Below are 24,100 nucleotides of genomic sequence, written 5' to 3'. Positions count from 1 at the left end.
GCCCGCGCCCGCGGCCACGGAGGGAGATCGACATGGTGGTTGACGGACCCTGGCGGCGCACCGCCGAAGGCGCCGGCCTCGTCGACGAGGACGGACACGTCTCGTCGACGATCTTCGCGGAGATGAGCGCGCTCGCGATGCAGACCGGAGCCGTCAACCTCGGCCAGGGGTTCCCCGACGAGGACGGACCCGAAGCGGTCCTGGCCGAAGCGGTCGCGGCCATCGAGCGCGGCGAGAACCAATACCCACCCGGCCCGGGCACCCTCGACCTCCGCACCGCGATCAGCGAGCACCAGCGACGGTTCTACGGACTCCAGCCCGACCCGCAGGGAGAGGTGCTCGTCACCGCCGGAGCGACCGAGGCGCTCGCCGCGACCCTGCTCGCCCTCGTCGAGCACGGCGACGAGGTCGTGACCTTCGAGCCGTTCTACGACGCGTACGGCGGACTCATCGCCCTCGCCGGCGGCCGGCACCGGACGGTCAAGCTGCGCGCACCCGACTTCCAGCCGGACCCGGACGAGCTCCGCGCCGCCGTCACCGACCGGACCAGGATCATCCTGGTCAACACGCCGCACAACCCGACCGGCACCGTCCTCGACCGCGCGACGCTCGACCTGGTCGCCGAGTTGGCGGAGCGCCACGATGCGATCATCGTGACGGACGAGGTCTACGAGCACCTGACCTTCGACGTCCGACACGTCCCCATCGCGACCCTGCCGGGTGCCGCCGGACGCACACTCACGATCTCGTCCGGTGGCAAGACCTTCAGCACGACCGGGTGGAAGATCGGCTGGTTGAGCGGACCCCGCGAACTCGTCTCGGCCGTCTCGACGGTCAAGCAGTACCTCAGTTACGTCAACGGCGCACCGTTCCAGCCGGCGATGGCGACCGGACTCCGACTGCCCGACGCCGCGTTCACGGCCATCGCCGACGGCCTGCGCGGCAAGCGGGACCTCCTGAGCGCTGGCCTCTCCGCCGCCGGTTTCGACACCTTCCGACCGGACGGCACCTACTTCATCGTGGCCGATGCGGCACCGTTGGGCTTCGACGATGCTGCGGCGTTCTGCCGGGCACTGCCCGAGCTCGCCGGCGTCGTGGCGGTGCCGCTGTCGGCGTTCTGTCTCGACCGGCACGACCCGGACTACGCGTCGCTGGTCCGGTTCGCGTTCTGCAAACGCGTCGAGGTGCTGGAGCGGGCCGTCGACGGCCTCGCCCGACTCCGCAGCTGACGCTCCGATGCACACGACGACGGGCACCGGATCGCTCCGGTGCCCGTCGTCTCATCGATCCGCTACTTGGTGAGCGAGTCCACGTACTCCTGGTTGTCGCTGATCCACTGCTTGACGACCGGCGCGTAGTCCTTCGAGTCACCCTCGTTGAACATCGCGTTCTCGAGCGAGAACAGTCGCTCCGAGTCGAAGTCGAAGTCCTTCAGCCACCCGGCGAGCGTCGGGTACTCGTCCGCGAAGTCGGCCTTGCCGAAGCTGTGGATGCCTTCGGCATCCCCGAGGGCGCCCTTCGGGTCCTCGAGGTCCTTGATCGGGAACGCGTCATAGGCCCAGTGCGGACGCCACAGCGTGACGGCGATGTTCTCACCGGCGTCGGTCGCGGCCTTCAGCTCCGAGAGCATCGCCGGGGTGCCCGAGGTCAGGAACTCCCAGTCGTCGAGGCCGTACTCGGGGATGACCTTGTCCTGGGTGGCCTCGGTCAGTCCGGCACCGGGGTCGATGCCGACGAGGCGGCTGTCGAAGAGGTCCGCGTTGGCCGCGAGGTCCTCGAGCGAGTCGACAGGGGCGTCCTCGTTGACGGCGATCGTGAGCTTGGCGTCGGTGTTCCAGGCGCCGAGGTCGACGACGTCGTCACCGAACTTCTCGATGTAGCTCGCGTGCGTGGTCGGCAGCCAGACGTCGAGCGTCAGGTCGTAGTCACCGGTGCTGAGGCCGGAGAACACCGGGGCGGGCTCCGCCTCCTCGAGGGTGACGTCGTAGCCCTGCTCCTCGAGCACGGCCTTCCACAGCTCGGAGGCCGCGATGCCCTCGTCCCAGCCGCTGAACACGGCGATGGTCACCGCCTGCTTGTCGCCGTTCTCGAGCGTCTCATCCGAGGCGCCCGCGGAGCAGCCGGAGATGGCGAGCGTCGCCGCCGCCCCCGCTGCGATGGTGGTTGCGATCTTGGTGCGGTACTGCATGTTCGATGATTCCTTTCGTCCCGCGTGACGCGGGGATCGGTGTCGTCGGATGGAAAGCTGTGTGCCGGTGGGTCACCGCACGGTGGTCGGCGACTCGGCGGGAGTGCGCTGCTCCTCACCTGAGGCGGTGCTGTCGGTCGTCGTGGTGCTCGAGGCAGGCGCCGGTCGGATCCCGCCGGGCGAGGACGGGGCAGCCTTCATGCGCTTCCCGCGCTGTTTGCGACCGCCGCCGAGGGAAGCCGTGAGACGGTCCAGGAAGATCGCCAGGATGACGACCGACAGGCCCGCTTCGGAGCCGAGCTGGATGTCGATCCGGGAGAGGCTCTTGACGACGTCGCCACCCAGACCGCCGGCGCCGACCATGCCGGCGATGACGACCATGGAGAGCGAGAGCATGATGACCTGGTTGACTCCGGCCATGATGTTCGGCATCGCGAGCGGCAGCTGGATCTGGCGGAGGATCCGCCACGAGGAAGCACCGAACGCGTTGCCGGCCTCGACGACCTCGCGGTCGACGTTGCGGATCCCGAGTTCCGTGAGACGGACGGCCGGGGCCAGCGCGAAGACGATCGTCGCGACGATGCCCGGGACGACGCCGATGCGGAACAGGATGAGCGCGGGGATGAGGTAGACGAACGCCGGAGTCGTCTGCATGAAGTCGAGCAACGGCCGGATGATCGACGACGCGACCTTCGAGCGGGCCGCCAGGATGCCGAGCGGGATCCCGATCACGATGGCGATGAGTCCGGCCACGAGCACGAGCGAGAGCGAGTCCATCGCGTTGTCCCACTGCTCGACGCCGACGATGATCAACAGCCCGACCGCGGAGCCGACGGCGAACACCGGGCCTCGTGCGACGAAGGCCAGCAGGGCGGCGACGATGATGATCACCCAGAACGGCGGACCGCTGAGCACGAGGTCGACGCCGTCGTACAGCCCCTGGAAGACGCTCCGGATGACGTCGAAGACGGGCTGGAAGACGTCGGTGATGAAGTCGACGAAGGCTTCGACCCACGCACCGATCTCGGGGCGGGTGATGGCGTCCAGGAACCCGGACGACTGGAGACGGATGCCGTTCATCGGACACTCCCTTCCGGCAGGATCGCTGCCGGTTCGGCGGCGCTGGTCTCGATCGACGAGGTCACGTCGTCGGGGTGCTGCGGGTCCTCCGCGGTCGACCGCAGGGTCGCCGTGATGAGCTCGACGGGCACCGTCGCCGGCGGCCCGACGAGGCTGATCTCGTCCGTGTTGGTCGGGACGTTGCCGACGGCGGCGAGCAGGGTCACCCGCGGGACGACGCCGAGCAGGCGCGTCCGCTCGTCCACGACCGCGACGGGCAGGGCACTCTCGACGGCGGACTCGAAGAGGTCGACGAGCGCCGCCTCCGGCGAGACCGTGGCGAGGTCGGCGGTGATGACGCTGCCGAGCTCGTGGTCGCCCGCACGGACGAGACGCAGCACGTCCTTGTCGCGGACGACGCCGAGGAGCTGCCGGCCCGGACCGACCACGAAGGCGGTCGAGGTCTGCAGGTCGCGCATGATGCGCAGGGCAGCCCGGGGTCCGGCGGACGCGGAGACGACGGAGCGCGCGGGTTCCATCACGCCACCGGCGGTCAGGACGCGGGCGCGGTCGACGTCCTGGACGAACTGGGCGACGTAGTCGTTCGCCGGGTCGGTCAGGATGTCGTTCGGGGTGCCCACCTGGACGATCCGGCCGTCGCGCATGACGGCGATCCGGTCGCCGAGGAACATCGCCTCGTTGAGGTCGTGGGTGATGAACACGATGGTCTTGCCGAGCTCGGCCTGCAGCTCGACGAGCTGCTCCTGCATCTCGCGGCGGATGAGGGGATCGAGCGCGGAGAACGCCTCGTCCATGAGGAGGATGTCGGTGTCCGAGGCGAGTGCGCGGGCGAGGCCGACGCGCTGCTGCATCCCACCCGAGAGCTGGCCCGGGAGCTTGTCCTCCCAGCCTGCGAGCCCGACGCGCTCGACGACGGCCTGGGCCCGCTCGCGTCGTTCAGCGGCCGGCACACCCTTCACCTCGAGTCCGTAGGCGGCGTTCTCGAGCACCGTGCGGTGCGGCAGCAGGGCGAAGTGCTGGAAGACCATCGAGATGTTGTCCTGTCGGACCGCACGCAGCTGCTTCGAGGACACCCCCGAGATCGGCTTCCCGGCGATGGTCACGGTGCCCGCCGTCGGCTCGAGCAGGCCGTTGAGCATCCGGATCAGCGTCGACTTGCCCGAGCCGGAGAGGCCCATCACGACGAAGATCTCGCCCTGCTTCACCTCGAACGAGGCGTCGATGACGGCTGCGGTGGTCCCGCCGGAGGCGAGTTCGTCACGCGAGGCACCGGCCTGCAGGCGTTTCACGGCTTCCTTCGGCTTCCTGCCGAAGACCTTGTACAGTCCCGTCGCGGAGACGGCAATCGTTTCGGTCATGTGTTCTCCTGGAAGCGCACGCGGAACCGCGGTGCGCTCTTCCTGTCGATCGTCAGGCCGGGTCGAACGGCTCTCGATCCGCCCCATCGGCGCACTGATGGACAGCGCGCGGGCTCGGATCACGTGGGGCGACAACGGCTACCGCGTGGCGTTCGACCGTACGTCCAGCACGCCGTCACGGGGCGACAGGGGGCGGGACGCGGTTACGTAGGTCAGCCCTTGCGGGCCGTCGACAACGCTAACGAAACTCACAGCTGCTGGCTAATCGACGATCCCCCAAAAGGCGGACATCGCGCACGGCCTCCATGGCAAAACCGAACATGGTCAGGGTTTTCCGCCCGAGTCCTTCGTTATGCGTTCGTGACCTTCGCCCGGCCGGTACAGCCGCGGATCGCCCTCACTCCCCCACCGCGACGCCGATGAACGAGTGATCGAACACCAGGCTCGTGCGGGTCGAGGCGACCGTCGGATCGGCCGACAGGTGCTCGACGACGAAGTCGCGGATGTGGGCGCTGTCCCGCGCCGCGAGATGGATGACGAAGTCCTCGGAGCCGCCGAGGAAGAACACCTGCACGACCTCCGGGAGCTGTCGGATGCCGGCGCTGAACTCGGCGATACGGGCGCGAGCCCCCGCCCTGATGTTGACGCTGATGAGCGCCTCGAGACCGAGCCCGACCGCGACCGGATCGATACGCGCCGAGAACCCCGTGATCACGCCGCGGTCGACGAGCGACCGCACTCGGGCGACACACGTCGAGGGGGCGATGCCGACGAGCTCCGCCATGCGGGCGTTCGTCATGCGTGCGTTCTCCTGCAGGAGCCGCAGGAGTGCGTGGTCGACGTCGTCGAGGTCCGCGCGTCCGTGCAGATTGTTCGTCATCCTGCGCCCACTCTCCTTTTCAGCCGAATCATCATCGAGTTCAGACACGAATTCCGCAAAAACTGCGGTGTTCATTTGGCTGAAACGCAGCAACCTCAGAATAGTCCCACACCGTCCACCGACGAGCGGGAGAGCCGAGCCTTGGCCCAGCCTGCGAGAGGAACCAGCCATGCGAATCGGCATCCCCACGGAGATCAAGAACAACGAGAACCGGGTCGCGGCGACGCCCGGCGGCGTCCACGAACTCGTCCGACACGGCCATGAGGTCGTCGTCCAGGCGGGCGCCGGCCTCGGGTCCGGCAATCTCGACGAGGCGTATCGTGCCGCCGGCGCGACCATCGCCACCGACGCGGCCTCCGTCTGGGCGGCGGGCGACCTCCTACTCAAGGTGAAGGAGCCCGTCGCCGCCGAGTACGACTTCCTGCGGGCCGACCAGACGCTCTTCACCTACCTCCACCTCGCGGCGGACCGTCCGCTCACCGACGCCCTGATCGCCTCTGGGACCACCGCGATCGCCTATGAGACCGTGCAGCTCCCCAACCGCTCCCTTCCGCTCCTGCAGCCCATGAGCGAGGTCGCAGGACGACTGTCCACGCAAGTCGGCGCCTACCACCTCATGCGCGCCACCGGTGGACGAGGGATCCTGCTGGGCGGCGTGCCCGGAACCCCCAAGGCGAAGGTCGTCGTCATCGGCGGCGGGGTCGCCGGCGAGCACGCCGCGGCCAACGCGCTCGGCATGCAGGCGGACGTCACGATCATCGACATCTCCATCCCTCGCCTGCGCGAGCTGGAGAACCGCTTCAGCGGGCAGATCCAGACCAGGCCGTCATCGGCGTACGAGATCGCGGAGCAGCTCCGCGACGCCGACCTCGTCATCGGCTCGGTGCTCATCCCCGGGGCCCAGGCCCCGAAGCTCGTCACCGACGCCATGGTGGCGGACATGAAGCCCGGCTCGGTGCTCGTCGACATCGCCATCGACCAGGGCGGCTGCTTCGAGGGCTCACGGCCGACGACGCACGACGACCCCACGTTCCGTGTCCACGACAGCCTCTACTACTGCGTGGCCAACATGCCCGGCGCCGTCCCGGAGACCTCGACGCGCGCGCTGACCAACGCCACCCTCCGGTACGCACTCGCCATCGCCGACCAGGGCACGGGACGACAGCGGTGGCGGCCGACGCAGCGCTCCGCGCGGGCGTCAACATCCACGCGGGTGCGGTCACCAACGCCGGCGTGGCCGCGGCGTTCGGCCTCCCCGTCGCGACGATGGGCTGACCCACCGCCCGCCGACGGCGGGCGATCATCCCCGGAAACGACGAAATCCCGGTCTCGAGGAGACCGGGATTTCATCTTTTCTGTTGCAGGGGCAGGATTTGAACCTACGACCTCTGGGTTATGAGCCCAGCGAGCTACCGAACTGCTCCACCCTGCGGCACAAGAGATAAACCTAGCATGCATTCTGAGGGCGTGCAAATCGCGTGCCGCTGAGCACTCCGATTCCGGCCGAATCCCTCCTCCTGGAACGCCGAACGGCGCCGCCCGTCAGGGCGACGCCGTTCGGATTGCAGGCTCGGAATCAGCCGTTCAGCAGTGCCAGCGCCTGCGCCAGTGCGTCGGAGATCTTCTTGTCCGCCACCCCGTAGGCAGCCCAGTCACCGCTCGCCATGGCCGCGTCCTTCTCGACCATCGCGGCCTTCGCCTGGTCGAGCAGCGTCTTGATCTGCGCGTCCACCGTCGGGTCACCCGTGCTCGGGGTCGAGCCCGTGTCGGTTCCGCCGCCGGTGTCCGTGCCGTCCGTCGGGGGCGTCGTGCTGTCGCCCGGGACGTTCGTGTCACCCGCATCCGCACCCGAGTCGCCGCCGAACAGGACGTCGAGCGCCTCGTCCAGCGTGTCCTCGAAGGCGATCTGGTCGCCGAAGGCGACGAGCACCTTCTGCAGGAGCGGGAAGCTCGTGTCGCCGGTGGACTTCACGTAGACCGGCTGCACGTAGAGCAGACCGCCACCGACCGGCACGGTCAGCAGGTTGCCGTTCAGCACCTCGGTCTGACCCTGCTTCAGGATGTTGATCTGGCTCGACACGCTCGGATCGGAGTCGAAGGTGTTCTGCACCTGGCCGGGGCCCGGTACGGTGTCGTCCTTCGGCAGGGTCAACAGCCTGATCTTGCCGTAGTCGGAGCTCCGCTTGCCGTCCTCGGCGCCGGCGTTCGCATCGACCGCGAGGTAGCCCGTCAGCACGTTCCGCGACTGCTCACCGCCCTGACGCGGGATGAACGTGGAGTACAGGGAGAAGGACGGCGCGTCCTGCTCGGGCAGCTGCATCGTCAGGTAGTACGGCGGCTGGTACTTCTTCTCGGTGTCGGTCGACTGCGGGTCGTTGGGGGTGACCCACGCGTCCTCGCTCGAGTAGAACGATCCGGCGTTGGTGACGTGGTACTGGCCGAGCACCGAACGCTGGACCTTGAAGAGGTCGGCCGGGTACCGGACGTGGCTCATGAGATCGCCGGACATGTCCGACATCGGCTTGACCGTCGACGGGAACACCTTCTGCCAGGTCTTGAGGATCGGATCCTGGTCGTCCCAGCTGTAGAGCGTCACCTTGCCGTCGTACGCGTTGACGGTCGCCTTCACCGAGTTCCGGATGTAGTTGACGTCGTCGAGCGCGTAGTTCTGCGCCGGCGTGACCGAGTCGGAGATCGTGTCGGACAGGCTCACGGTCTTCGAGTAGGGGTAGCTGGCGCTCGTCGTGTAGCCGTCGACGATCCAGACGATCTGACCGTCCACCACGGACGGGTAGGGGTCGGAGTCGAGCGTCAGGTAGGGAGCGACCTTCTGGACCCGGGTGAGCGGGTCGCGGTCGTAGAGGATCTGCGACTGGCTGTTCACGGAGTCGGAGAGGAAGATCTGCTCCGACTGGAACTTGAGCGCGTAGACGAGCTTCTTGAAGACGTTGTCGAGCTTGGGCCCGCCATCGCCGTCGAAGGTCGTGTAGGTCTGCGACTCACCCTGGGTGCCCGACGGGTAGTCGAGCTCCACCGGGTCCGCGCCCTTGGGAGCGCCGACGATGGAGTAGTCGGGCGACTGCTCACCGAAGTACACGCGCGGTTCGAAGTCGCCGAGCGCGCCGGTGGTGGGGATGCCCGACTCGAGGAAGACCGGCTCACCGGAGGCCGAGCGCTGGTTGCCGTAGGCGGCGACCAGACCGTACCCGTGGGTGTACACGACCGTGTTGTTGATCCACGACTGCGAGTTGTCGAGGCCGGCGACGTTCAGCTCGCGGACCGCGACGACGGCGTCCTGCGTCTTGCCGTCGATGTTGTAGCGGTCGACGTCGAGCTGCTTGTCGAAGGAGTAGAACTGCTTGAACTGCTCGAGCTGCGCGACCGAGGCGCTCACGAGCGACGGGTCGATGATCCGGATGTTCGCCGTGGTCTCGGCGTCCTGACGGAGTGCTCCGGGGGTCGCGTCGGTGGTGGCCGCGTACTCCTCCTCCTCGACGTCGGCGATCCCGTAGGCGTCGCGGGTCATGTCGATGTTCCGCTTGATGTACGGCGTCTCGAGGCTCTTCGCGTTCGGCTCCACCTGGAAACGCTGGACGATCCACGGGTAGAGGCTGCCGACGATGAGGGACGCGACGATGAGCAGCGCGGTACCGACGAGCGGCAGACGCCAGCGGCCGGTGAACGCGGTGACGACGAACAGGACGGCGACCATGAGCGCGATCCCGGCGAGGATGACCCGACCGGGGATGGTCGCGGCGACGTCGGTGTACGAGGCACCGGTGATGAGCGTGCCGGTGTCGTTCAGCGTCGTGTACTGGTCGAGCCAGAGGCTGACGGCCTGCAGGATCAGGTACAGCGCGGCGAGCACCGAGATCTGCACGCGGGCCGCCATGGAGATCCAGACCTCACGGCTGACCACCCGGATGCCTCCGTAGAGGTAGGTGACGACGGCGGTTGCGATGAGGGCGATCAGGACGACCGCCGAGGAGAAGGCGACCACGGCTTGGAAGAACGGCAGGTCGAAGAGGTAGAACGACACGTCGAGGTTGAACTGCGGGTCCTTGGTACCGGACGGGGTGCCGTTCATCCACAGCAGCACCAGCTGCCAGCGCGAGGCCGCGGCGACACCGCCGAAGAGCCCGAAGAGCGCCGGGATGCCGTAGGTCGCGAGTCGGCGGAGCGGCTCGACCACCTGCTGGTAGCGGTCGACCTGCGAGCTGAGCTTCGCGTAGACCGGACGGGTCCGGTAGGCGATCTCGATGGCCAGCCAGACGGGGAGGGCCATCCCCACGAACCCGACGAGGAACATGGCGATCGCCGCGATCCACTGCGTGGTCAGGACCTCGGTGAAGCCGAGCTGTTGGAACCACAGCAGGTCGGCGTAGAACCCCGAGAACACGAAGAACCCGATGAGGAGCGCGGCGATGATCGCCACCGTGATCGCGATCGGGGCGCGTCGGCGCTGAGTGGACAGGGGCTTCTCTGCTGCTGCGGATGTCACGTGTGGCCTCTTCAGATAGGGGTCGTCCCACCCATCCTAAAGCGGCCGGGCTGGGAGAGCGCCCGAAGTGGTCAACCGGCCGAGCAGGTGGGCAGCTTGCTCGTGTCGGCTCCGTCCGCGATGGCCTTGAGCGCTGTGAGCGAATCGTCGAGGGTCTTCACGGCGAAGACCGTCAAGCCGTCGGGGACGTGTCCGGCGACCTCGTCGCAGTTGCTCTCCGGTGCCAGGAACCACTCGGCCCCGGCGTCCTTCGCGCCGAACAGCTTCTGCCGGATGCCGCCGATCGCGCCGACGTTCCCGTCGGCGTCGATCGTCCCGGTACCGGCGACGTCCTTCCCGCCGTTGAGCTCACCCGGGGTGAGCAGGTCGATCATGCCGAGCGCGAACATCATGCCGGCGCTCGGGCCGCCGACGTTGTCGAGCTGGATGGTGATGTCGACGGGGAGGTCGTAGGTGGTCTTGGTACCGATGCCGATCACGGTCGAGGTCGTCCCGTCGGACGCGGTCGCGGTCGTCGGCGTGATCTCGACGGTGCTCGCCACTCCCCCACGCACGATGTCGAGCGTGACCGGCTTGTCCGTACCGTTGGCGTTGATCGCGTCCCGCAGGCCGGCCAGGCCGGTCACGGGCGTGCCGTCGACCGCGACGATCTCGTCGTCGAGCCGCAGCACCCCCTGCGCGGGCGCACCCTCAGCGATCTGTGCCACCACGATGTGCTCGGGAACCTCGTACCCGAGCTCGCGCAACGCCGCCGCGACCGAGTCCTGCTGCGAGTCGACCATGAGGGTCGCGTTCTGCTCGTCGCGCTGCTCGGTCGTGACGCCGGGCGGGAAGTAGAGGTCCATCGGCACGACGGCGCGGCTCGGGTCGAACCAGGCCGAGACGATGTCGAGCCAGCCCGGGCTCCGTTGCGGATTCCCGACCAGCTGGACCGTCAACATGTCGAGCGTGCCGCCGGTGTCGTAGGTCTGCTCGTCGTGGACCTCGATGAGCGGGACGTCGCCGTCGTCACCCTCGGTCGTACCCAGCACGTTGAACACGGGACCCGGCTGTTCGATGACGTACGGCGCGGGAACCGCCGACAGCACGCCGAGGAGGACGAGCGAGAGGCTGAGCACGATCCAACCGAACCGAGCGCGACGATTGCGACCCTGACCGGTCGGCGCCGAAGCGGTGGGAGCCTCATCGGCGAAGAGCGACATGCAAGCCTTCCGGAGTGTTCGCGGTGGGCGGAAACCCGACCAACCATACCCCGGCGATTCTTCAGCGAGGTGCGACTAGCGTAGAAGGCCCAGCACCGAGCTATCTGAGAGGCGGCTGACGTGCCAGAGGATTCCGACAAGAGTCCGGAGGACGAGTTCCGCGACATGCTCCGCGAGCTCCTCTCCGGCAACGGTTCGTTCGACCCGAGCCAGCTCGCCGGCGCCGCCGGCCTTCCCAGCGATCCGGCCAGTCTCGCTGCGCTCATGTCGCAGCTCCAGGGCGCACTCCGCTCCGGTGGCGACGGCATCAACTGGGACACCTCGCTCCAGCAGGCGAAGACCATCGCCGGGGACGGCTCCCAGGACACGACGCCCGAGCAGCGTGCGGCGTTCGAGCAGGCGTTCCACATCGCCTCCCTGTGGCTCGCCGACGTCACCGACGTGGCCGAGCTGTCGAGCGAACCGGCCCTGTACACGAGGACGCGCTGGGCCACGAAGACGATGCCGTTCTGGACGCAGCTCGCCGAGCCGGTGGCCACGAACATCGCGAACGCCCTGACCGGCGTGCTCACGGAACGCGCGCCCGAGGAGCTGTCGAGCATGATCGCGAACGCCGGACAGCTCGTCCGCGGCATCGGCGGCACGCTCTTCGCGATGCAGCTCGGACAGGTCGTCGGTCAGCTCTCCAAGGAGGTCGTCTCCGGCGGCGACATCGGCATCCCGCTGCTCGACGACAACGAGGCCGCCCTGGTGCCCCAGAACGTCGCCGACTTCGGCGAGGGTCTCGACATCCCGGCGGATCAGGTCCAGATCTACCTCGCGGTCCGTGAACTCGCGCACGCACGACTCTTCCGCCACGCCCGCTGGCTCCGCCTGCACCTCATCTCCTCGATCACCGACTTCGCGCGCGGCATCCGGATCGACACCGAGCGACTCGAGGAGCTCGCCGAGAGCTTCGACCCGTCGAACCCCGAGGAACTCCGAGAGGCCATGACGAGCGGTGCGCTCATCCCCGCCCGAACCGAGGCGCAGGACGCGAGCCTCGCCCGACTCGAGACGACGCTCGCCCTCATCGAGGGCTGGGTCGACGTGGTCACCGCGGCAGCCACCGAGCGTCTCCCCCGCTCCGCGGCCATCGCGGAGACCGTCCGCCGACGCCGCGCCGCCGGTGGGCCGGCCGAACAGGCCTTGGGCGCGCTCGTGGGACTCGAGCTGCGACCCCGCCGGCTGCGCGAGGCTGCGCAGATGTGGCAGCAGGTCACCGACGCCGTCGGTACCGCGCAGCGCGACGCCCTGTGGTCGCACCCCGACCTCGTGCCGACCGCAGCCGACATCGACGCCCCGGAGGCGCTCATCGCGCGCCTCGAAGCTGAGGCCAGGGGTGAGCGTCCCGAGCAGGACGAGATGGATCTCGCGCTCGAAGACCTCCTCCGTGGCGAGGAACGCGGCGACCAGCACGACGACGAGCCCGGTTCGGAGCCCTCCGGCCCGAACGGTGCCGGCGGCCCCCCGGTCTGATCCACGGCGACGCTCCACAGCTCGTCCTTCCGGGCGGGCTGTGGAGAGTGCCGACGCGACCGGTCGTCGACCCGCCATCATCGATGGATGACGACGCGCCTCGATCCCAGGAGACCGCTGCTCTGGCGAACCCCGCACAGCCTGCAGGTGGGAGTCGATGAAGCGGTCGTGCTCGACAGCGTCCGGACCGAGACCGAGCAGGTCGTCGCGGCACTGCGTGCCGGCTTCCCGGCTCTGGTCGAACGACGACTCGCGGACGCCTTCGACATCCCAGCCCACGAGATCGATCGCGTCCTCTCGACGCTCGACCCGGTGATCGAGCACGGCGGCCCCACCTCCGGCCCCGCCGTGACGCACCGGGTCGTCGTGGACGGCGCGAGCCTGGCGGCCGAGCTCCTCCGACGCCTCCTCTCCGAGCAGGAGGCGGTCGCACTCCTGCCACCGGAGTCCGGGTCGACCGGAGCCGGGTCGCACCCTGGCCGGGTCGACGTCGCCGTCCTCGTCGCCGACTTCGTCATCCCGCCGAGTCGGTACACGCGGTGGCTGCGCGACGACGTCCCGCACCTGCCGGTCGTGTTCAGCGATCGTGTCGTCCGGATCGGGCCGTTCGTGACACCCGGCTCAGGGCCGTGCCTGCACTGCGTCGAGCTGCACCGCACCGACGACGATCCGGCCTGGCCGGCCGTCGCCTCCCAGCTTCTCGGGCACCGCTCGCCACTCGACACCCAGCTCCTCGGTGCGGAGGTCGCGACCCGCGTGACCCGTCTGGTGCTCCGACACCTCGACGCGTCCCAGCCCATCCTCGCGAGCACCCAGCTGGTGGTCGACGCCGCGACCGGTGGGGTCAGGCGCCGCGTCGTCCGGGAGCACTCGAGGTGCGCATGCCGAGCTCTGCCAGGAATCGCGACGGCTCGCGACGACCACCGCGTTGCTGCGTCTCGGACCAGGACAGGTTGAGCAGCCGCTTGGCGCGCGTGATGCCGACGTAGAGGAGCCTCCGTTCCTCGTCCGCCTGCTCGAACTGTTTCGCGTAGGAGATCGGCAGATAGCCCTCGGAGAGCCCGATGAGGTGCACGGCCTCCCACTCGAGGCCCTTCGCCGAGTGCAGGGTCGCCAGCGTGACCGCCTCGACCGTCGGCTCGTGCTGCGCGGCCTGCCGCAGTTGCAGCTCATCCGTGAAGGCGCGGAACGAGGTCCCCTCCGGCGCCTGGTCGACGAGCCCCATGATCGCGTTGAGCGACTCCCAGCGGTCGCGCACCGCGCCGCCGCCGTCGGGCGGGTCCTGGCTCCAGCCGAGCGACCGGAGCACGTCGCTCACGGACTTGAACAGGGGCTCACCGCTGATCGAGACGGAGGCAGCGCGGAGCTGGAGCAGGGCCTGCCGTACCTCGGGCAGCTCGAAGAAGCGCTTGGAGCCGTGCATGACGTAGGGGATGCCGGCTTCGCCGAGGGCCGTCTCCAACGCCGCCGCCTGGACGTTGATCCGGTAGAGCACGGCGATCTCCGAGGCCGGGACGCCCGCCTGCAGCTGCACGAGGATCTCCGAGGCGACGCCTCTCGCCTCGGACAGCTCGTTCGGGTACTGCCGCAGGCCGACCGCCGGCGTCTCAGGGCGTGCGGTCTGGGTGCCCTCGTCGTCGCGTGCGGTGGCCGCTGAGAGGTGCAACGCCCCCGGGCGCCCCCGCATGAGCGTGTTCGCCGCGGCCACGACCGGCGGGGCGGAGCGGTAGTTGCGCTCGAGCCGGACGACCGTGGCGTCGTGGTACCTGGTCGGGAAGTCGAGCAGGTAGTCGGAACGGGCACCGGCGAAGGAGTAGATGGTCTGGCTCGCGTCGCCGACGACGCACACGTCCCGTCGACCGCCCAGCCAGAGTTCGAGGAGTCGGTGCTGCAGCGGCGAGACGTCCTGGTACTCGTCCACGACGAAGAAGCGGTACTGCTCGTGCACCTGCATGGCGACGGCGGGCTCGGTCTCGATCATGCCGGCGCAGGCGAGCAGGACGTCCTCGAAGTCGATGCGTCGGCGCTCGTCCTTCAACTGCTCGTAGGTCTCCTGGAGCGAGACGACCTGCTCGAGGGACAGCTTGGCCGGCAGCGGCCGGTTCGACGCCGCATACTGCTCGAGGGTCAGGCCGGACACCTTGCGCCATTCGATCTCGCCCGCCACGTCGCGCAGGGTCGCGGTGTCGACCCGCAACCGGAGCCGTTCGGCCGCGTGCCCGAGCACCCGGCCCTTGCTCTCGACGAGCGCGGGCACCTGACCGCCGACGACCTGGGGCCAGAAGAAGTTCAGCTGCGAGAGCGCGGAGGCGTGGAAGGTCCTGGCCGAGACGCCCTCGGCTCCGAGCGCCCGGAGCCGACCACGCAGTTCAGCAGCGGCGCGGCTGGTGAAGGTGAGCGCCATGACGCGCGACGCCGTGTAGGTCCCGGTCGCGACCCCGTAGGCGATGCGATGGGTGATCGCGCGGGTCTTGCCGGTGCCTGCGCCGGCGAGCATGCACACGGGTCCGCGGAGCGCCTCCGCTGCGACGGCCTGGTCGGGGTCGAGTCCGGCCAGCAGTTCGGCCGGACTGCTCATCGGGGCCCCTCGGTGGTGCCGCGCCTCATCGAGACCAGGATCCGCGAAGCCACTCGTCGATCACGGCTCGTGCGATCGACGACGGTCCGGGGAGGATGACGTCGGTGGCCGGGTCCTCGAGTTCCTCCCGCGTGAACCACCGGAGGTCGAGGATCTCCTGGCCGTCCGGGACGAGCGCCTCCGGATCCTGATCCTCCGCGAGCGGGGCGACGAAGCCGAGCATGAGCGAGCGCGGGAACGGCCACGGCTGCGAACCGAGGTAGACGGGAGTGCCGAGACGCATCCCCGACTCCTCGAAGATCTCGCGGGCGACGGCTTGCTCGAGAGACTCGCCGGCATCGACGTAGCCGGCCAGCAGTGAATACCGGTTGTGCTCCCACATCGCGTTCGACCCGAGCAATATCCGTCCCTGAGGATCGACGACCGCGACGATGACCGCGGGATCCATGCGCGGGAAGAGTTCGTTGCCGTCGACCGGGCAGTGCCGTGCCCAACCGGCGTTGCGGACGGTGGTCGGCGAGCCGCAGTGCGCACAGAACGGCTCGGCTCGGTGCCAGCCGGCGATCGCCAGCGACGTCGCCAGGATCCCGACGTCGCGGTCGGACAGCCGGTGTCCGCTCCGGCGGAGGTCGAACCAGCGGTCCTCATCCTCGGTGATCGCGTCGGCATCGGCGTCGGCGAGGACCCACAGCAGGATGTCGGTGCCCGGTGGGGTTTCCGGGGTGTCCTCGACGGTGCTTCCGAGGTAGACCATGAGCTCCGGCTCGGGCAGGTCCGAGGGATCCAGGAGGTCGAGCGCGTCGCCGGTCACGAGTGCGCGCCGGCCGCGGAGGACGACGGCTCGGGCGTTCGGATCGACCCGCAGTCCGTCGAGCACGTCCGGTCGTGAACGGAGCTCGCCGTGACGGTCGAGTCCGCCTCTCGCAAGCGGTAGACCGGCGAGTGCGCGAACCTGAATCGTCATGGACAACCTCTCTGAGGGCGTGGCGAGCGCGGCTCACCGGGACGGCCCCGTACCCTGGATGTCATGGCCAGATCCCATCTCACTCTAGCCGCGTTGGCCACCTCGGCCGTCGCCGACCTCCAGGTCCGCGGGTCCGGCGCGCACACCGCCGGCGGCGAGGGGAACTACGACGCGGCCCGTCTCGTGACGGCTGACGGGCGCGAGCTCATCGTGCGCATCCCGACCTCACAGCAGGCCGAGACGGAGCAGTCCGCGGACCTCATCGCCCTTCGCGCACTCACGCCCGGTATCCGCAGCAGGTTGCCCTTCGACGCCCCGACCGTCGTGGGCCAACTGCCCGTCGACGGCACTCGCGCCGTGGTGCTCGACTTCGTGGCCGGCAGTCACCTCGACCCGACCGCGCTCGGCCGCGACGAGGTCCTCTCGGACTCGCTCGGTGCCGCGGTCGCCGCGATCCACTCCCTCCCGACGGCCTTCATCGCGGAAGCGGGCCTCCCGCTGCTGTCCACCGAGCTCATCCGGGCGGACGCACACCGCATCGTGTCCCGCGCCGCCGAGACGAGGCTTCTCCCGACCGCCGTCCGGGAGCGCTGGCAGGCGGCCGTCGAGGACCACTCACTCTGGCAGTTCCAGCCCACCGTCATCCACGGATCCCTCGCCGCCGACCGGGTGCTCGTCATCCGTCAGGACGGCCACGGCCTGGTCAACGGCGTCATCGAGTGGGGCTCGCTGCGGGTCGGCGACCCGGCCCTCGACCTCCACTGGATCGCGACGCTCGGCGCGACCGGCGAGCAGGCGCTGTCCGCCTACGCGGCCTCGTGCTCCCGCGGACCCGACCGCTTCGTCACGCTCCGCGCCCGCCTGTACGCGGAACTCGAGATCGCCCGCTGGCTCCTGCACGGTCGCGACAGCCACGACGAGACCATCGTCGAGGACGCCGTCGCGATGCTCGACGGGCTCGTCGACCGCGTGCTCGGCGACGTGACGGACCCCCTCGGCACCACGACCGGACCCGTCCTCGACGTCGACGAGGTCGAGGACATGCTCGACCGCACGCCGATCGGCTCGTCCTCCCCCGGCATCGCCATGCAGACCGACACCTATGACCGGTCAGAGCTCGAGCGCGCCCTCGGCCGCGATCCCGGCGGCTCGGGCGATGACGACACCGACGACGGTGAGGCCGACGACGATCGCGACCACGCTGGAACCGACGCGGACGCGAACGCCACGGATCAGATCGACACCTCGTCGTTCGAGCTCTGGGACTCGGCGGCCTCCCCGAAGGACCGCTCCCACTCCGACAGGAGCTCCTCCTCCGAGTAGAGGCGTTCCGGCCGGAGCTGCACGTCGTGGCTCACGTAGTAGAGCACGGCGTCGATGCGCTCGGGGTCGACCTCCCGGTGGTGCGCGTACGCCAGACGGTAGAGCGCGAGCTGGAACGAGGCGTTCCGCACGTCCTCCGGCGTCGTGGGTACCGCGCCGGTCTTCCAGTCGACGATCTCGAACCGGTCCCCGCGCTCGAACACCGCGTCGAGCTTGCAGACCACCACCCGTCCGGTGTCGCCGAGCGGCACGTGGATCTCGGTCTCGACCTCGATCGGTCGGACGTCCGCCCATTCCGAGGCGAGGAACCGCTCGGTGAGCTCGTCGAACCCGATCCCCTCCGACGCGTCCGGCCCCGGGCGTTCGACGTCGAGCTCCTCGGGGAGCGCGTCGACCAGCTCCTGCAATCCGAAGCGTCCGTAGTGCGCCTCGACCCACGAATGGAACCGGGTGCCGAGACGGGTCTGCCGGTAGGGCCGCTGCGGGACGGGGCGACGCAGACGTTCGAGTGCGGCCTCCGGTTCCGTGACGAACTCCTTGAACTTGGACGCGGGGATGCGCACGGGGAGTTCACCGCGCGCGGTCGTCGTCGCGGCACGGCGTCGTTCCTCGAGGAGCAGCGTCAGCTCGTTCTCGAGGGGACCGAGGGTCGCCAGCAGCTCGGCCTCGGGCCGTCCGCGCCGCTGGTCGACCTCGGCCGCCGCCCGCTCGACGACGCTCCGACGCGCGCCGAGCGGATCGAGTGGCCAGTCGAGGACCGCAGCACCGGAGTCGACCGGGTTCTCCTCGAAGGCGGAGGCTGCGGGGAGCGGTGCGATGACGCCCGCCGCGGCCAGCTCCAGGAGGTAGGTGCTCGCAGCACGGGGCCGCTTGCGATCGCCCGACCAGAACGAGCCGGTGAGCAGGAGGTCGTGCTTGGCGCGGGTCACCGCCACATACGCGAGCCGGCGTTCCTCGTCGAGCGCGCGTTCGCCGAGCGCCTCCGAGAAGGCGAGCTGAGCGTCGACGACCTCCTTCCGCGTCTCGGCCGTCCGCCAGGCGAACTCCGGCAGCTCCGCCGCGTCGCCTCGGAAGTCGTACGGCAGTGTCCCGAGACGCACCCAGCCTTTGCCGTCCTTCGGCTTGGCTGGCAGTTCGTCGACCACGAGCCGCGGGATCGCGACATGATCCCACTCGAGGCCCTTCGAACCGTGGATGGTGAGCAGTTGGACCGCACCCTGGTCGGGTGCGTCGCTCGCCGGTCCGAGGTCGTCTCGGGCGAGCGATCGGTCGATCCACGCCAGCAGGCTGCCGAGCGTCACCTGCTCCTCCGCCTGGATGAACGAGATGACCTCGTCGTGGAAGGCCTGCAGTCTGGCCGGAGCGCGCGCCGCGGAGCCGGTCGACTCGTTCGCGACGACCTCGATGTCGAGCCGCAACTCGCGCTCGACCGCTCTGACGAGATCGGGGAGGCCGCTGCCCGCACGACGCCGCAGGGAGGCGAACACCAGTCCGGCCTCCCGGAGACGCGAACGCGCCTCGTCGGTGAACCCTGCGGCGAGGCCCGCCGGCACGCGGTCCGCGGCGATGAAGTCGAGCGCGTCGATGATCGACCGCCCGTCGTCGTCGGCGACCGACTCACGGAGCCGGGCGGCCAGTTCGGCGTCGTACCGCTTCGTCTTCCAGTCGATGGCCTGCAGGTACCGGGCCACCTCCACGAGGTGTCCGAGGTCGTGGACGCCGATCCGCCAGCGAGGCCCGCTCAAGAGTCTGATGAGCGAGGACCCGGCACCGGGATCGTGGATGACCCGCAGTGCCGCCGTCACGTCGACGATCTCCGGCGAGGAGAGCAGACCGCCGAGGCCGAGGATGTGGTGGGGGACGCCGAGCGCCGCGAGGCCGTCGGCGAACTCCTGCATCGGTCGACGCGCCCGGAACAGGATCGCGGCCGAACCGGCCGGATCTCCCCCGCGTTCGGCGAGCAAGCGGTCCGCGCACCACTCGGCGACCACCCGGATCTCCTCGGCACCGGTCTCGGGGAACTCGACGGCGAGGGAGCCGGCCCCGGCGCCGGGCTTCGGCTCGAGGTCGAGGACTCGCAGCTTCCCCGCCGTCTGCGCCTGCTGCTGCAACGGGCGGACGAGGACGTTCGCGGCTTCGAGGACCGTGCGGTCGTTCCGCCAACTCGTGGACAGGTTGAACTGGGTGGCGGCGACCTCCCGACCGAAGTCGCGTGAGAACCGTGCGAGGTTCGCCGCGCTCGCGCCGCGCCAGCCGTAGATGGACTGGTGCGGGTCGCCGACCGCCATGACGGGGTGGTCGGCGAACAGGGTCGACAGCAGTCTGGTCTGCACGACCGAGGTGTCCTGGTACTCGTCGAGCAGGACGACGCCCGCGCGATCGCGTGCGACGGCGGCGACCTTCGGCGAACGTTCGCAGGCGGCGAGCGCGAGGGCGACCTGGTCGGAGAACTCGACGAGTCCCTGCCGGCGCTTCTCGTCGGCGTACCGGTGCGCGAGGTCGAGCAGGACCGGCAGGGCACCCACGACCTCGACGGCCTGGTCGATCTGCGCGTACGCCCCGCGACCGCCGTCGGGGAGCTCGCCGATGCCGACGAACCGTTCCACGAAGCCGAGCAGCTCCTCGGTGGTGCCGTCGATCTCGGCGAGCTCGTGACTCAGCGAGAGGACGAGCTCGGCCACCTGGTCGACGGACTTGCCGAGGGTGGCGAGCCGTTCGTCTCCGTGTCGGACCACGACGCGCCTCGCGAGTCGCCAGGCGGACGCCTCGGACAGCAGGACCGACTCGGGCTCACGGCCCACCAGGAGGGCGTTGTCGCGGAACAGGGCGTTCGCATAGGCGTTGTAGGTGGACACCTCGGGACGGTCGAAGAGCGCGTCGGCCGCGGGATCCAGGATCCCGATGTCCTGCAGGGCGGCGATCCGCTTGCCGATCCGTGCCGCCAGCTCACCCGCGGCCTTCCTGGTGAAGGTGAGCCCCAGGATCCCGTCGACGTTCACGTGCCGGTTGGCGAGCAGCCACACGACGCGTGAAGCCATGGTCTCGGTCTTCCCGCTCCCGGCACCGGCGACGACGAGTACGGGCGCCATGGGGGCCTCGATGACCTCGACCTGCTGCGCCGTCGGTTGCGGGAGGCCGAGCAGGCCGGCGAGCATCTCGGCCGAGTAGGTCTCCTCCGTGCTCACGAGCTCACCGCCGGGACGACGTGGATGGCGCACTCGCCGAACGCGAACGGGTCGTGGCAGTGGGTCCCGACGCGGGCCTCGAACACCGCGCCGGCCATGCCGACCGCGTCCGCCAGAACACGCTCGCGGAAGCGCTCGAGGGCTTCGTCGTCGAAGGCGGGCTGGGCCGGGTCGTAGTACTCCTTGCGCTTCGTGCCGGCCGACACGACGATGAGCTTCGCGCCACCGCTCAGCAGCCCCTCCGTACCGGTGATCGCACCGGACGCCAGCGCGAGCTGGTAGGCACCGAGCTGCGCCATGTCGGCGACCTCCCGGTCCTGTCTGGGCGCCGAGCCGCCGGTCTTGAGGTCGGCGATCACGACGCGCCGCGTCCCGTCGGCGTCGGGCACGAGTTCGACGCGGTCGATCGAGCCGCCGAGCACGGCCGCGCCGCCCAACTCACCGATGGGGATGCGGAGGCTGAACCGGCTCTCGTTGCCGATCGAGGTCACTCCTGCGCGCTCCGCGTCGTGGAGGTACGCGGACAGCCGGTGGACGAGTTCCGCCGCACGCCGTTTCGTCGCCGCGCCCTCCCAGTCCGCTTCGAAGTGGAGTTCGTCCCAGCGGTCCTCCACCGCCGCCCAGAGCGCGGCCTCGTCGGAGGACTCGGCGTGTTCGAGCGCGGCGTGCACGATCGTGCCGAGCCCGGAGGCGAACCCGGAGGCACCGCCGCCCAGTCGGGCGATCGCCCAGTGCAGCGGGCACTCCTCGAAGGCCTCCATGCGGGACGGGGAGACCGGCAGCTCCTCGACGGCGGGGTCGTGCAGCGGTGCCGTCGAGCTCGGTGCGGCCACGCCGTACCACTCCTCGGTCGGAGCGCCGGGGACTCCCGCTGTCGCGAGGATGGCCAGGGCCGAGGCGGACGCGGCACGCTCGGCCGGGTCCGCGGGGCGGATCCGGCGGGTGAGCGAGCGACGCAGGGTGCCGACGAGCCCCCGGAGCGACAGGGGCGACAGGGACGCCCGGTGCGGATCGGGTTCCGGGAGCAGCGTGAGGAACGGGCTCGCCTGGTGGTCGTCGTCGACGACCGCGACCACCATGAGCGACCGGTGCGCACGGGAGGTCGCCTGGGCGAAGAGTCGGAGCTCGTCGTGGAGGACCGCGCGTCGTGCGTCCGCCGTCGCCGTGGCCGTGCCCTCCAGCAGCTCCACGAGCTCCGAAGCGCCGAGCAGTGAGTCGCGGACCCGCAGGTTGGGCCACACGCCGTCCTGCATGCCGGCGACGACGACCGTGTCGAACGCGGTCCCGACCAGGGCGGCGGGCGTCGCGATCGTGACCGCCTCCCGGCGGCCCGTCGGCGCGAGGGAGTCGTCGCCGACCGTCTGTTCGAGCAGGCGGTCGAGGAAGACGGAGGCCGGGGTGTCGGGCTCCGCCTCGACGAAGGTACGTGCCGCATCGGCCAGCTGGGTGATCGCGTCGAGGTCGCGGTTCGCCTCCTCGGCGGCCTGACCGCTGCCCTTCGACAGCGAGACCCAGGGGCGCTCGAGCCTGCTCCGCGACCAGAGGCCGTAGACGAGCTCCTCGGCCGAAGCGCCCGCCGCCGCCTGCGCGCTCGCCTCGGCAAGGCTGTCGGCGAGTGAGCGGGCGCGGGCGGCGGAGGGCGTCTCGAGTCCGATGAGTGCACCGGGGACGGCGAACGCCTCCTCCAGCAGGCGGTCCGCGCTGCGGTCGAGGCCCTCAGCGAGATCGGCGTGGCGGAGCGCGGCCCGGAGTCGCCTGACCCCGATCGAGTCCAGTCCGCCGAGCGCACTGTGGAGGAGTTCGGTCACGACCTCGGCGTCGAGCGGCGTCCGTCCGAGCGCCACCGACATGGCGAGGAGGACCGACCTGACGAACGGGTGGTCGCGCAGCGGTGCTCCGCCGGTGCTCGCCCGGGTGGGCACCTCGAGGGAGGACAAGCCCCGTTCGATCGCCGGGATCAGCCCGCCGCTGCGGACGACCACCGCCATGTCGGCCCACGCGACGCCGTCGAGGACGTGGCGCTCGCGGAGGAAGCGCGCGATGACCGCGATCTGCTCGGCCGGGGAACCGGCCGCCACGGTGACGACGGAGTGTTCGGGCGTCTCCGCGTCATCGACCGGTGATGCGGCCGTGCGATGGAGGCCGGCGCCGGCCGTGCCGATGCGCTCGGCGACGCCGCGGACCGTCGCCCGGATGTCCGGTGTCCCGCGGTGGACCTGCCCGAGGACGAGCGTGTCCACCGGGCGACCGAGCACCTCGGCGAACCGCCCGAGGGCGTCGGCTCGGGCACCGTGGAAGGCACCCGTCGTGAGGTCGGGGTCGCCGAACGCGACGATCGTGACCCCGTGTCGGGCGAGCGCGGCGAACAGCTGCAGGACGCCGTGGGTCGCCTCCTGGGCGTCGTCCACGAAGACCACCCGCAGGCTGCCGAGCACGCCCGTTCCCGGTTCCTGTTCGTCGAGGAGCCGGACGGCGCGGGCGAGGGCCGCCGCGGGCGTGAGGTGTCCGCGCCAGTCGTCGGCGAGGAACCCCTCGATGAAGCCCGCGGACGCGACCCACTCCGGACGCCCGTGCTCCGTACCGAGCCGACGCAGCTCGGCAGGCGCGACGTCGTGTTCGACGCTGCGTTCCATGAGGTTCCGGAGCTCGGTGCGGAACCCCTGCAGGCGCCTGACCTCGGGACCGAGCTCCGCGGGCCACAGCGGACCGGTCGCGTCCTGTTCGTCGCCGAGGAGTCGCTCGGCGATGGTCTGGTCCTGCTCGCCGCCCGTCAGCAACCGCGGTCGTCCTGAACCGGCGAACGCCCCGGAGCCCGCGATGACCTCGAGCGCGAGGGAGATGGCGGTGCGCGCCAGGGATCCGGGTGTGGCGCGCGCGACCCGTGCCTCGAGGCGGTCGCGGAGGACCTGCGCCGACGACCGGGAGGAGGCGATGACGAGCACCTCGTCGGTGCGCAGACCGCGCGAGTGCACGCGTTCCGCGACCGCTTCGATGAGCGTCGTGGTCTTGCCCGTGCCGGGAGCCCCGAGCACGACGGCGGACCGGTCGTCCGCGAGCCGCAGCACGGCCTCCTGCGAGTCGTCGAGCCGGACGCCCGTGCCGACAGCCGGGTTGCCGACGGGCGCGCGGTCCGCGTCACGGACCGCACCCGTCGGATCGTCGGAGGCGTCGGGAACCGTCATGGTCCGCACGTTACCGGAGCCTCCCGACATCGCCGCGACGGCCGACCGGCGTTCCGCTGTTCGCTGACAGCAGCCGACCCGCGCCGGTCGGAGGACCACGACTCCCGTAGTCTTGCCCTACGCAACCGAAAGGCACTCAAG

Annotated in this window: 14 protein-coding genes, 1 tRNA gene and 1 pseudogene; 5 read left to right on the top strand and 11 right to left on the bottom strand. The window is 70.0% G+C overall.

Annotated elements, in window-relative coordinates; translation table 11 throughout:
• The first annotated feature begins 32 nt into the window (after window positions 1-32).
• Window positions 33-1,229 (top strand): aminotransferase class I/II-fold pyridoxal phosphate-dependent enzyme, encoded by a 1,197-nt coding sequence (locus tag AC5JOC_RS17460; RefSeq protein WP_494246921.1) that lies wholly within the window; start codon window positions 33-35, stop codon window positions 1,227-1,229.
• Between the two features lie 62 nt (window positions 1,230-1,291).
• Here AC5JOC_RS17460 and AC5JOC_RS17455 read toward each other — a convergent pair whose 3' ends face one another.
• The 4 genes from AC5JOC_RS17455 to AC5JOC_RS17440 form a co-directional block, all read right to left on the bottom strand.
• On the bottom strand, window positions 1,292-2,188 hold the full coding sequence (locus AC5JOC_RS17455; RefSeq protein WP_079705563.1) for a glycine betaine ABC transporter substrate-binding protein: 897 nt from the start codon (window positions 2,186-2,188) through the stop codon (window positions 1,292-1,294).
• A 72-nt stretch (window positions 2,189-2,260) separates the two neighbouring features.
• Window positions 2,261-3,268 (bottom strand): ABC transporter permease, encoded by a 1,008-nt coding sequence (locus tag AC5JOC_RS17450; protein WP_079705562.1) that lies wholly within the window; start codon window positions 3,266-3,268, stop codon window positions 2,261-2,263.
• Window positions 3,265-4,626, bottom strand: coding sequence for a quaternary amine ABC transporter ATP-binding protein (locus AC5JOC_RS17445; protein WP_079705561.1), 1,362 nt, complete (start codon window positions 4,624-4,626; stop codon window positions 3,265-3,267). Before AC5JOC_RS17445 ends, AC5JOC_RS17450 begins: the two co-directional genes overlap by 4 nt.
• Before the next feature lie 397 nt (window positions 4,627-5,023).
• Window positions 5,024-5,506, bottom strand: a complete 483-nt coding sequence (locus AC5JOC_RS17440; protein ID WP_079705560.1) for an Lrp/AsnC family transcriptional regulator — start codon at window positions 5,504-5,506, stop codon at window positions 5,024-5,026.
• 169 nt (window positions 5,507-5,675) lie between these two features.
• On the opposite strand from AC5JOC_RS17440, the pseudogene ald reads away from it, so the two are divergent.
• A pseudogene (gene ald / locus AC5JOC_RS17435) lies at window positions 5,676-6,781 on the top strand (alanine dehydrogenase).
• 83 nt (window positions 6,782-6,864) lie between these two features.
• Here the strand turns inward: ald and AC5JOC_RS17430 are convergent.
• The 3 genes from AC5JOC_RS17430 to AC5JOC_RS17420 form a co-directional block, all read right to left on the bottom strand.
• Window positions 6,865-6,938 (bottom strand) — tRNA-Met (locus AC5JOC_RS17430).
• A 144-nt stretch (window positions 6,939-7,082) separates the two neighbouring features.
• Window positions 7,083-10,007, bottom strand: coding sequence for a UPF0182 family membrane protein (locus tag AC5JOC_RS17425; protein WP_124769026.1), 2,925 nt, complete (start codon window positions 10,005-10,007; stop codon window positions 7,083-7,085).
• A gap of 71 nt (window positions 10,008-10,078) precedes the next feature.
• The gene (locus AC5JOC_RS17420) at window positions 10,079-11,209 is read right to left on the bottom strand and encodes a YlbL family protein (RefSeq protein WP_159878268.1); all 1,131 of its coding nucleotides are present in this window, start codon (window positions 11,207-11,209) and stop codon (window positions 10,079-10,081) included.
• A 165-nt stretch (window positions 11,210-11,374) separates the two neighbouring features.
• Here AC5JOC_RS17420 and AC5JOC_RS17415 point away from each other — a divergent pair, with 165 nt between their 5' ends.
• On the top strand, window positions 11,375-12,727 hold the full coding sequence (locus tag AC5JOC_RS17415; protein ID WP_082916189.1) for a zinc-dependent metalloprotease: 1,353 nt from the start codon (window positions 11,375-11,377) through the stop codon (window positions 12,725-12,727).
• A gap of 87 nt (window positions 12,728-12,814) precedes the next feature.
• A complete protein-coding gene (locus AC5JOC_RS17410) occupies window positions 12,815-13,684 on the top strand; it encodes a TOMM precursor leader peptide-binding protein (protein ID WP_137241948.1) in 870 nt (289 codons plus the stop codon).
• On the opposite strand, the gene AC5JOC_RS17405 is transcribed toward AC5JOC_RS17410, so the two are convergent.
• Both AC5JOC_RS17405 and nudC read right to left on the bottom strand, forming a co-directional pair.
• Window positions 13,572-15,305 carry an ATP-dependent helicase gene (locus tag AC5JOC_RS17405; RefSeq protein ID WP_192005220.1) on the bottom strand — a complete coding sequence of 578 codons (1,734 nt, stop codon included), beginning with the start codon at window positions 15,303-15,305 and terminating at the stop codon, window positions 13,572-13,574. The two genes, AC5JOC_RS17410 and AC5JOC_RS17405, sit on opposite strands and share 113 nt — an antisense overlap.
• A gap of 25 nt (window positions 15,306-15,330) precedes the next feature.
• Window positions 15,331-16,269 carry an NAD(+) diphosphatase gene (nudC, locus tag AC5JOC_RS17400; protein ID WP_079705555.1) on the bottom strand — a complete coding sequence of 313 codons (939 nt, stop codon included), beginning with the start codon at window positions 16,267-16,269 and terminating at the stop codon, window positions 15,331-15,333.
• A gap of 63 nt (window positions 16,270-16,332) precedes the next feature.
• Between nudC and AC5JOC_RS17395 the strand changes: the two genes are divergently transcribed.
• Window positions 16,333-17,592, top strand: coding sequence for a phosphotransferase (locus AC5JOC_RS17395; protein ID WP_079705554.1), 1,260 nt, complete (start codon window positions 16,333-16,335; stop codon window positions 17,590-17,592).
• On the opposite strand, the gene AC5JOC_RS17390 is transcribed toward AC5JOC_RS17395, so the two are convergent.
• Window positions 17,502-20,777, bottom strand: coding sequence for an ATP-dependent helicase (locus AC5JOC_RS17390; protein WP_494246920.1), 3,276 nt, complete (start codon window positions 20,775-20,777; stop codon window positions 17,502-17,504). The two genes, AC5JOC_RS17395 and AC5JOC_RS17390, sit on opposite strands and share 91 nt — an antisense overlap.
• The gene (locus tag AC5JOC_RS17385) at window positions 20,774-23,959 is read right to left on the bottom strand and encodes a PD-(D/E)XK nuclease family protein (protein WP_494246919.1); all 3,186 of its coding nucleotides are present in this window, start codon (window positions 23,957-23,959) and stop codon (window positions 20,774-20,776) included. Before AC5JOC_RS17385 ends, AC5JOC_RS17390 begins: the two co-directional genes overlap by 4 nt.
• Between the last annotated feature and the right edge of the window lie 141 nt (window positions 23,960-24,100).

This window comes from Plantibacter sp., assembly GCF_059073635.1.
Note: the sequence above shows the minus strand (reverse complement) of the source record. Positions and strands in the feature narration are given on the sequence as shown.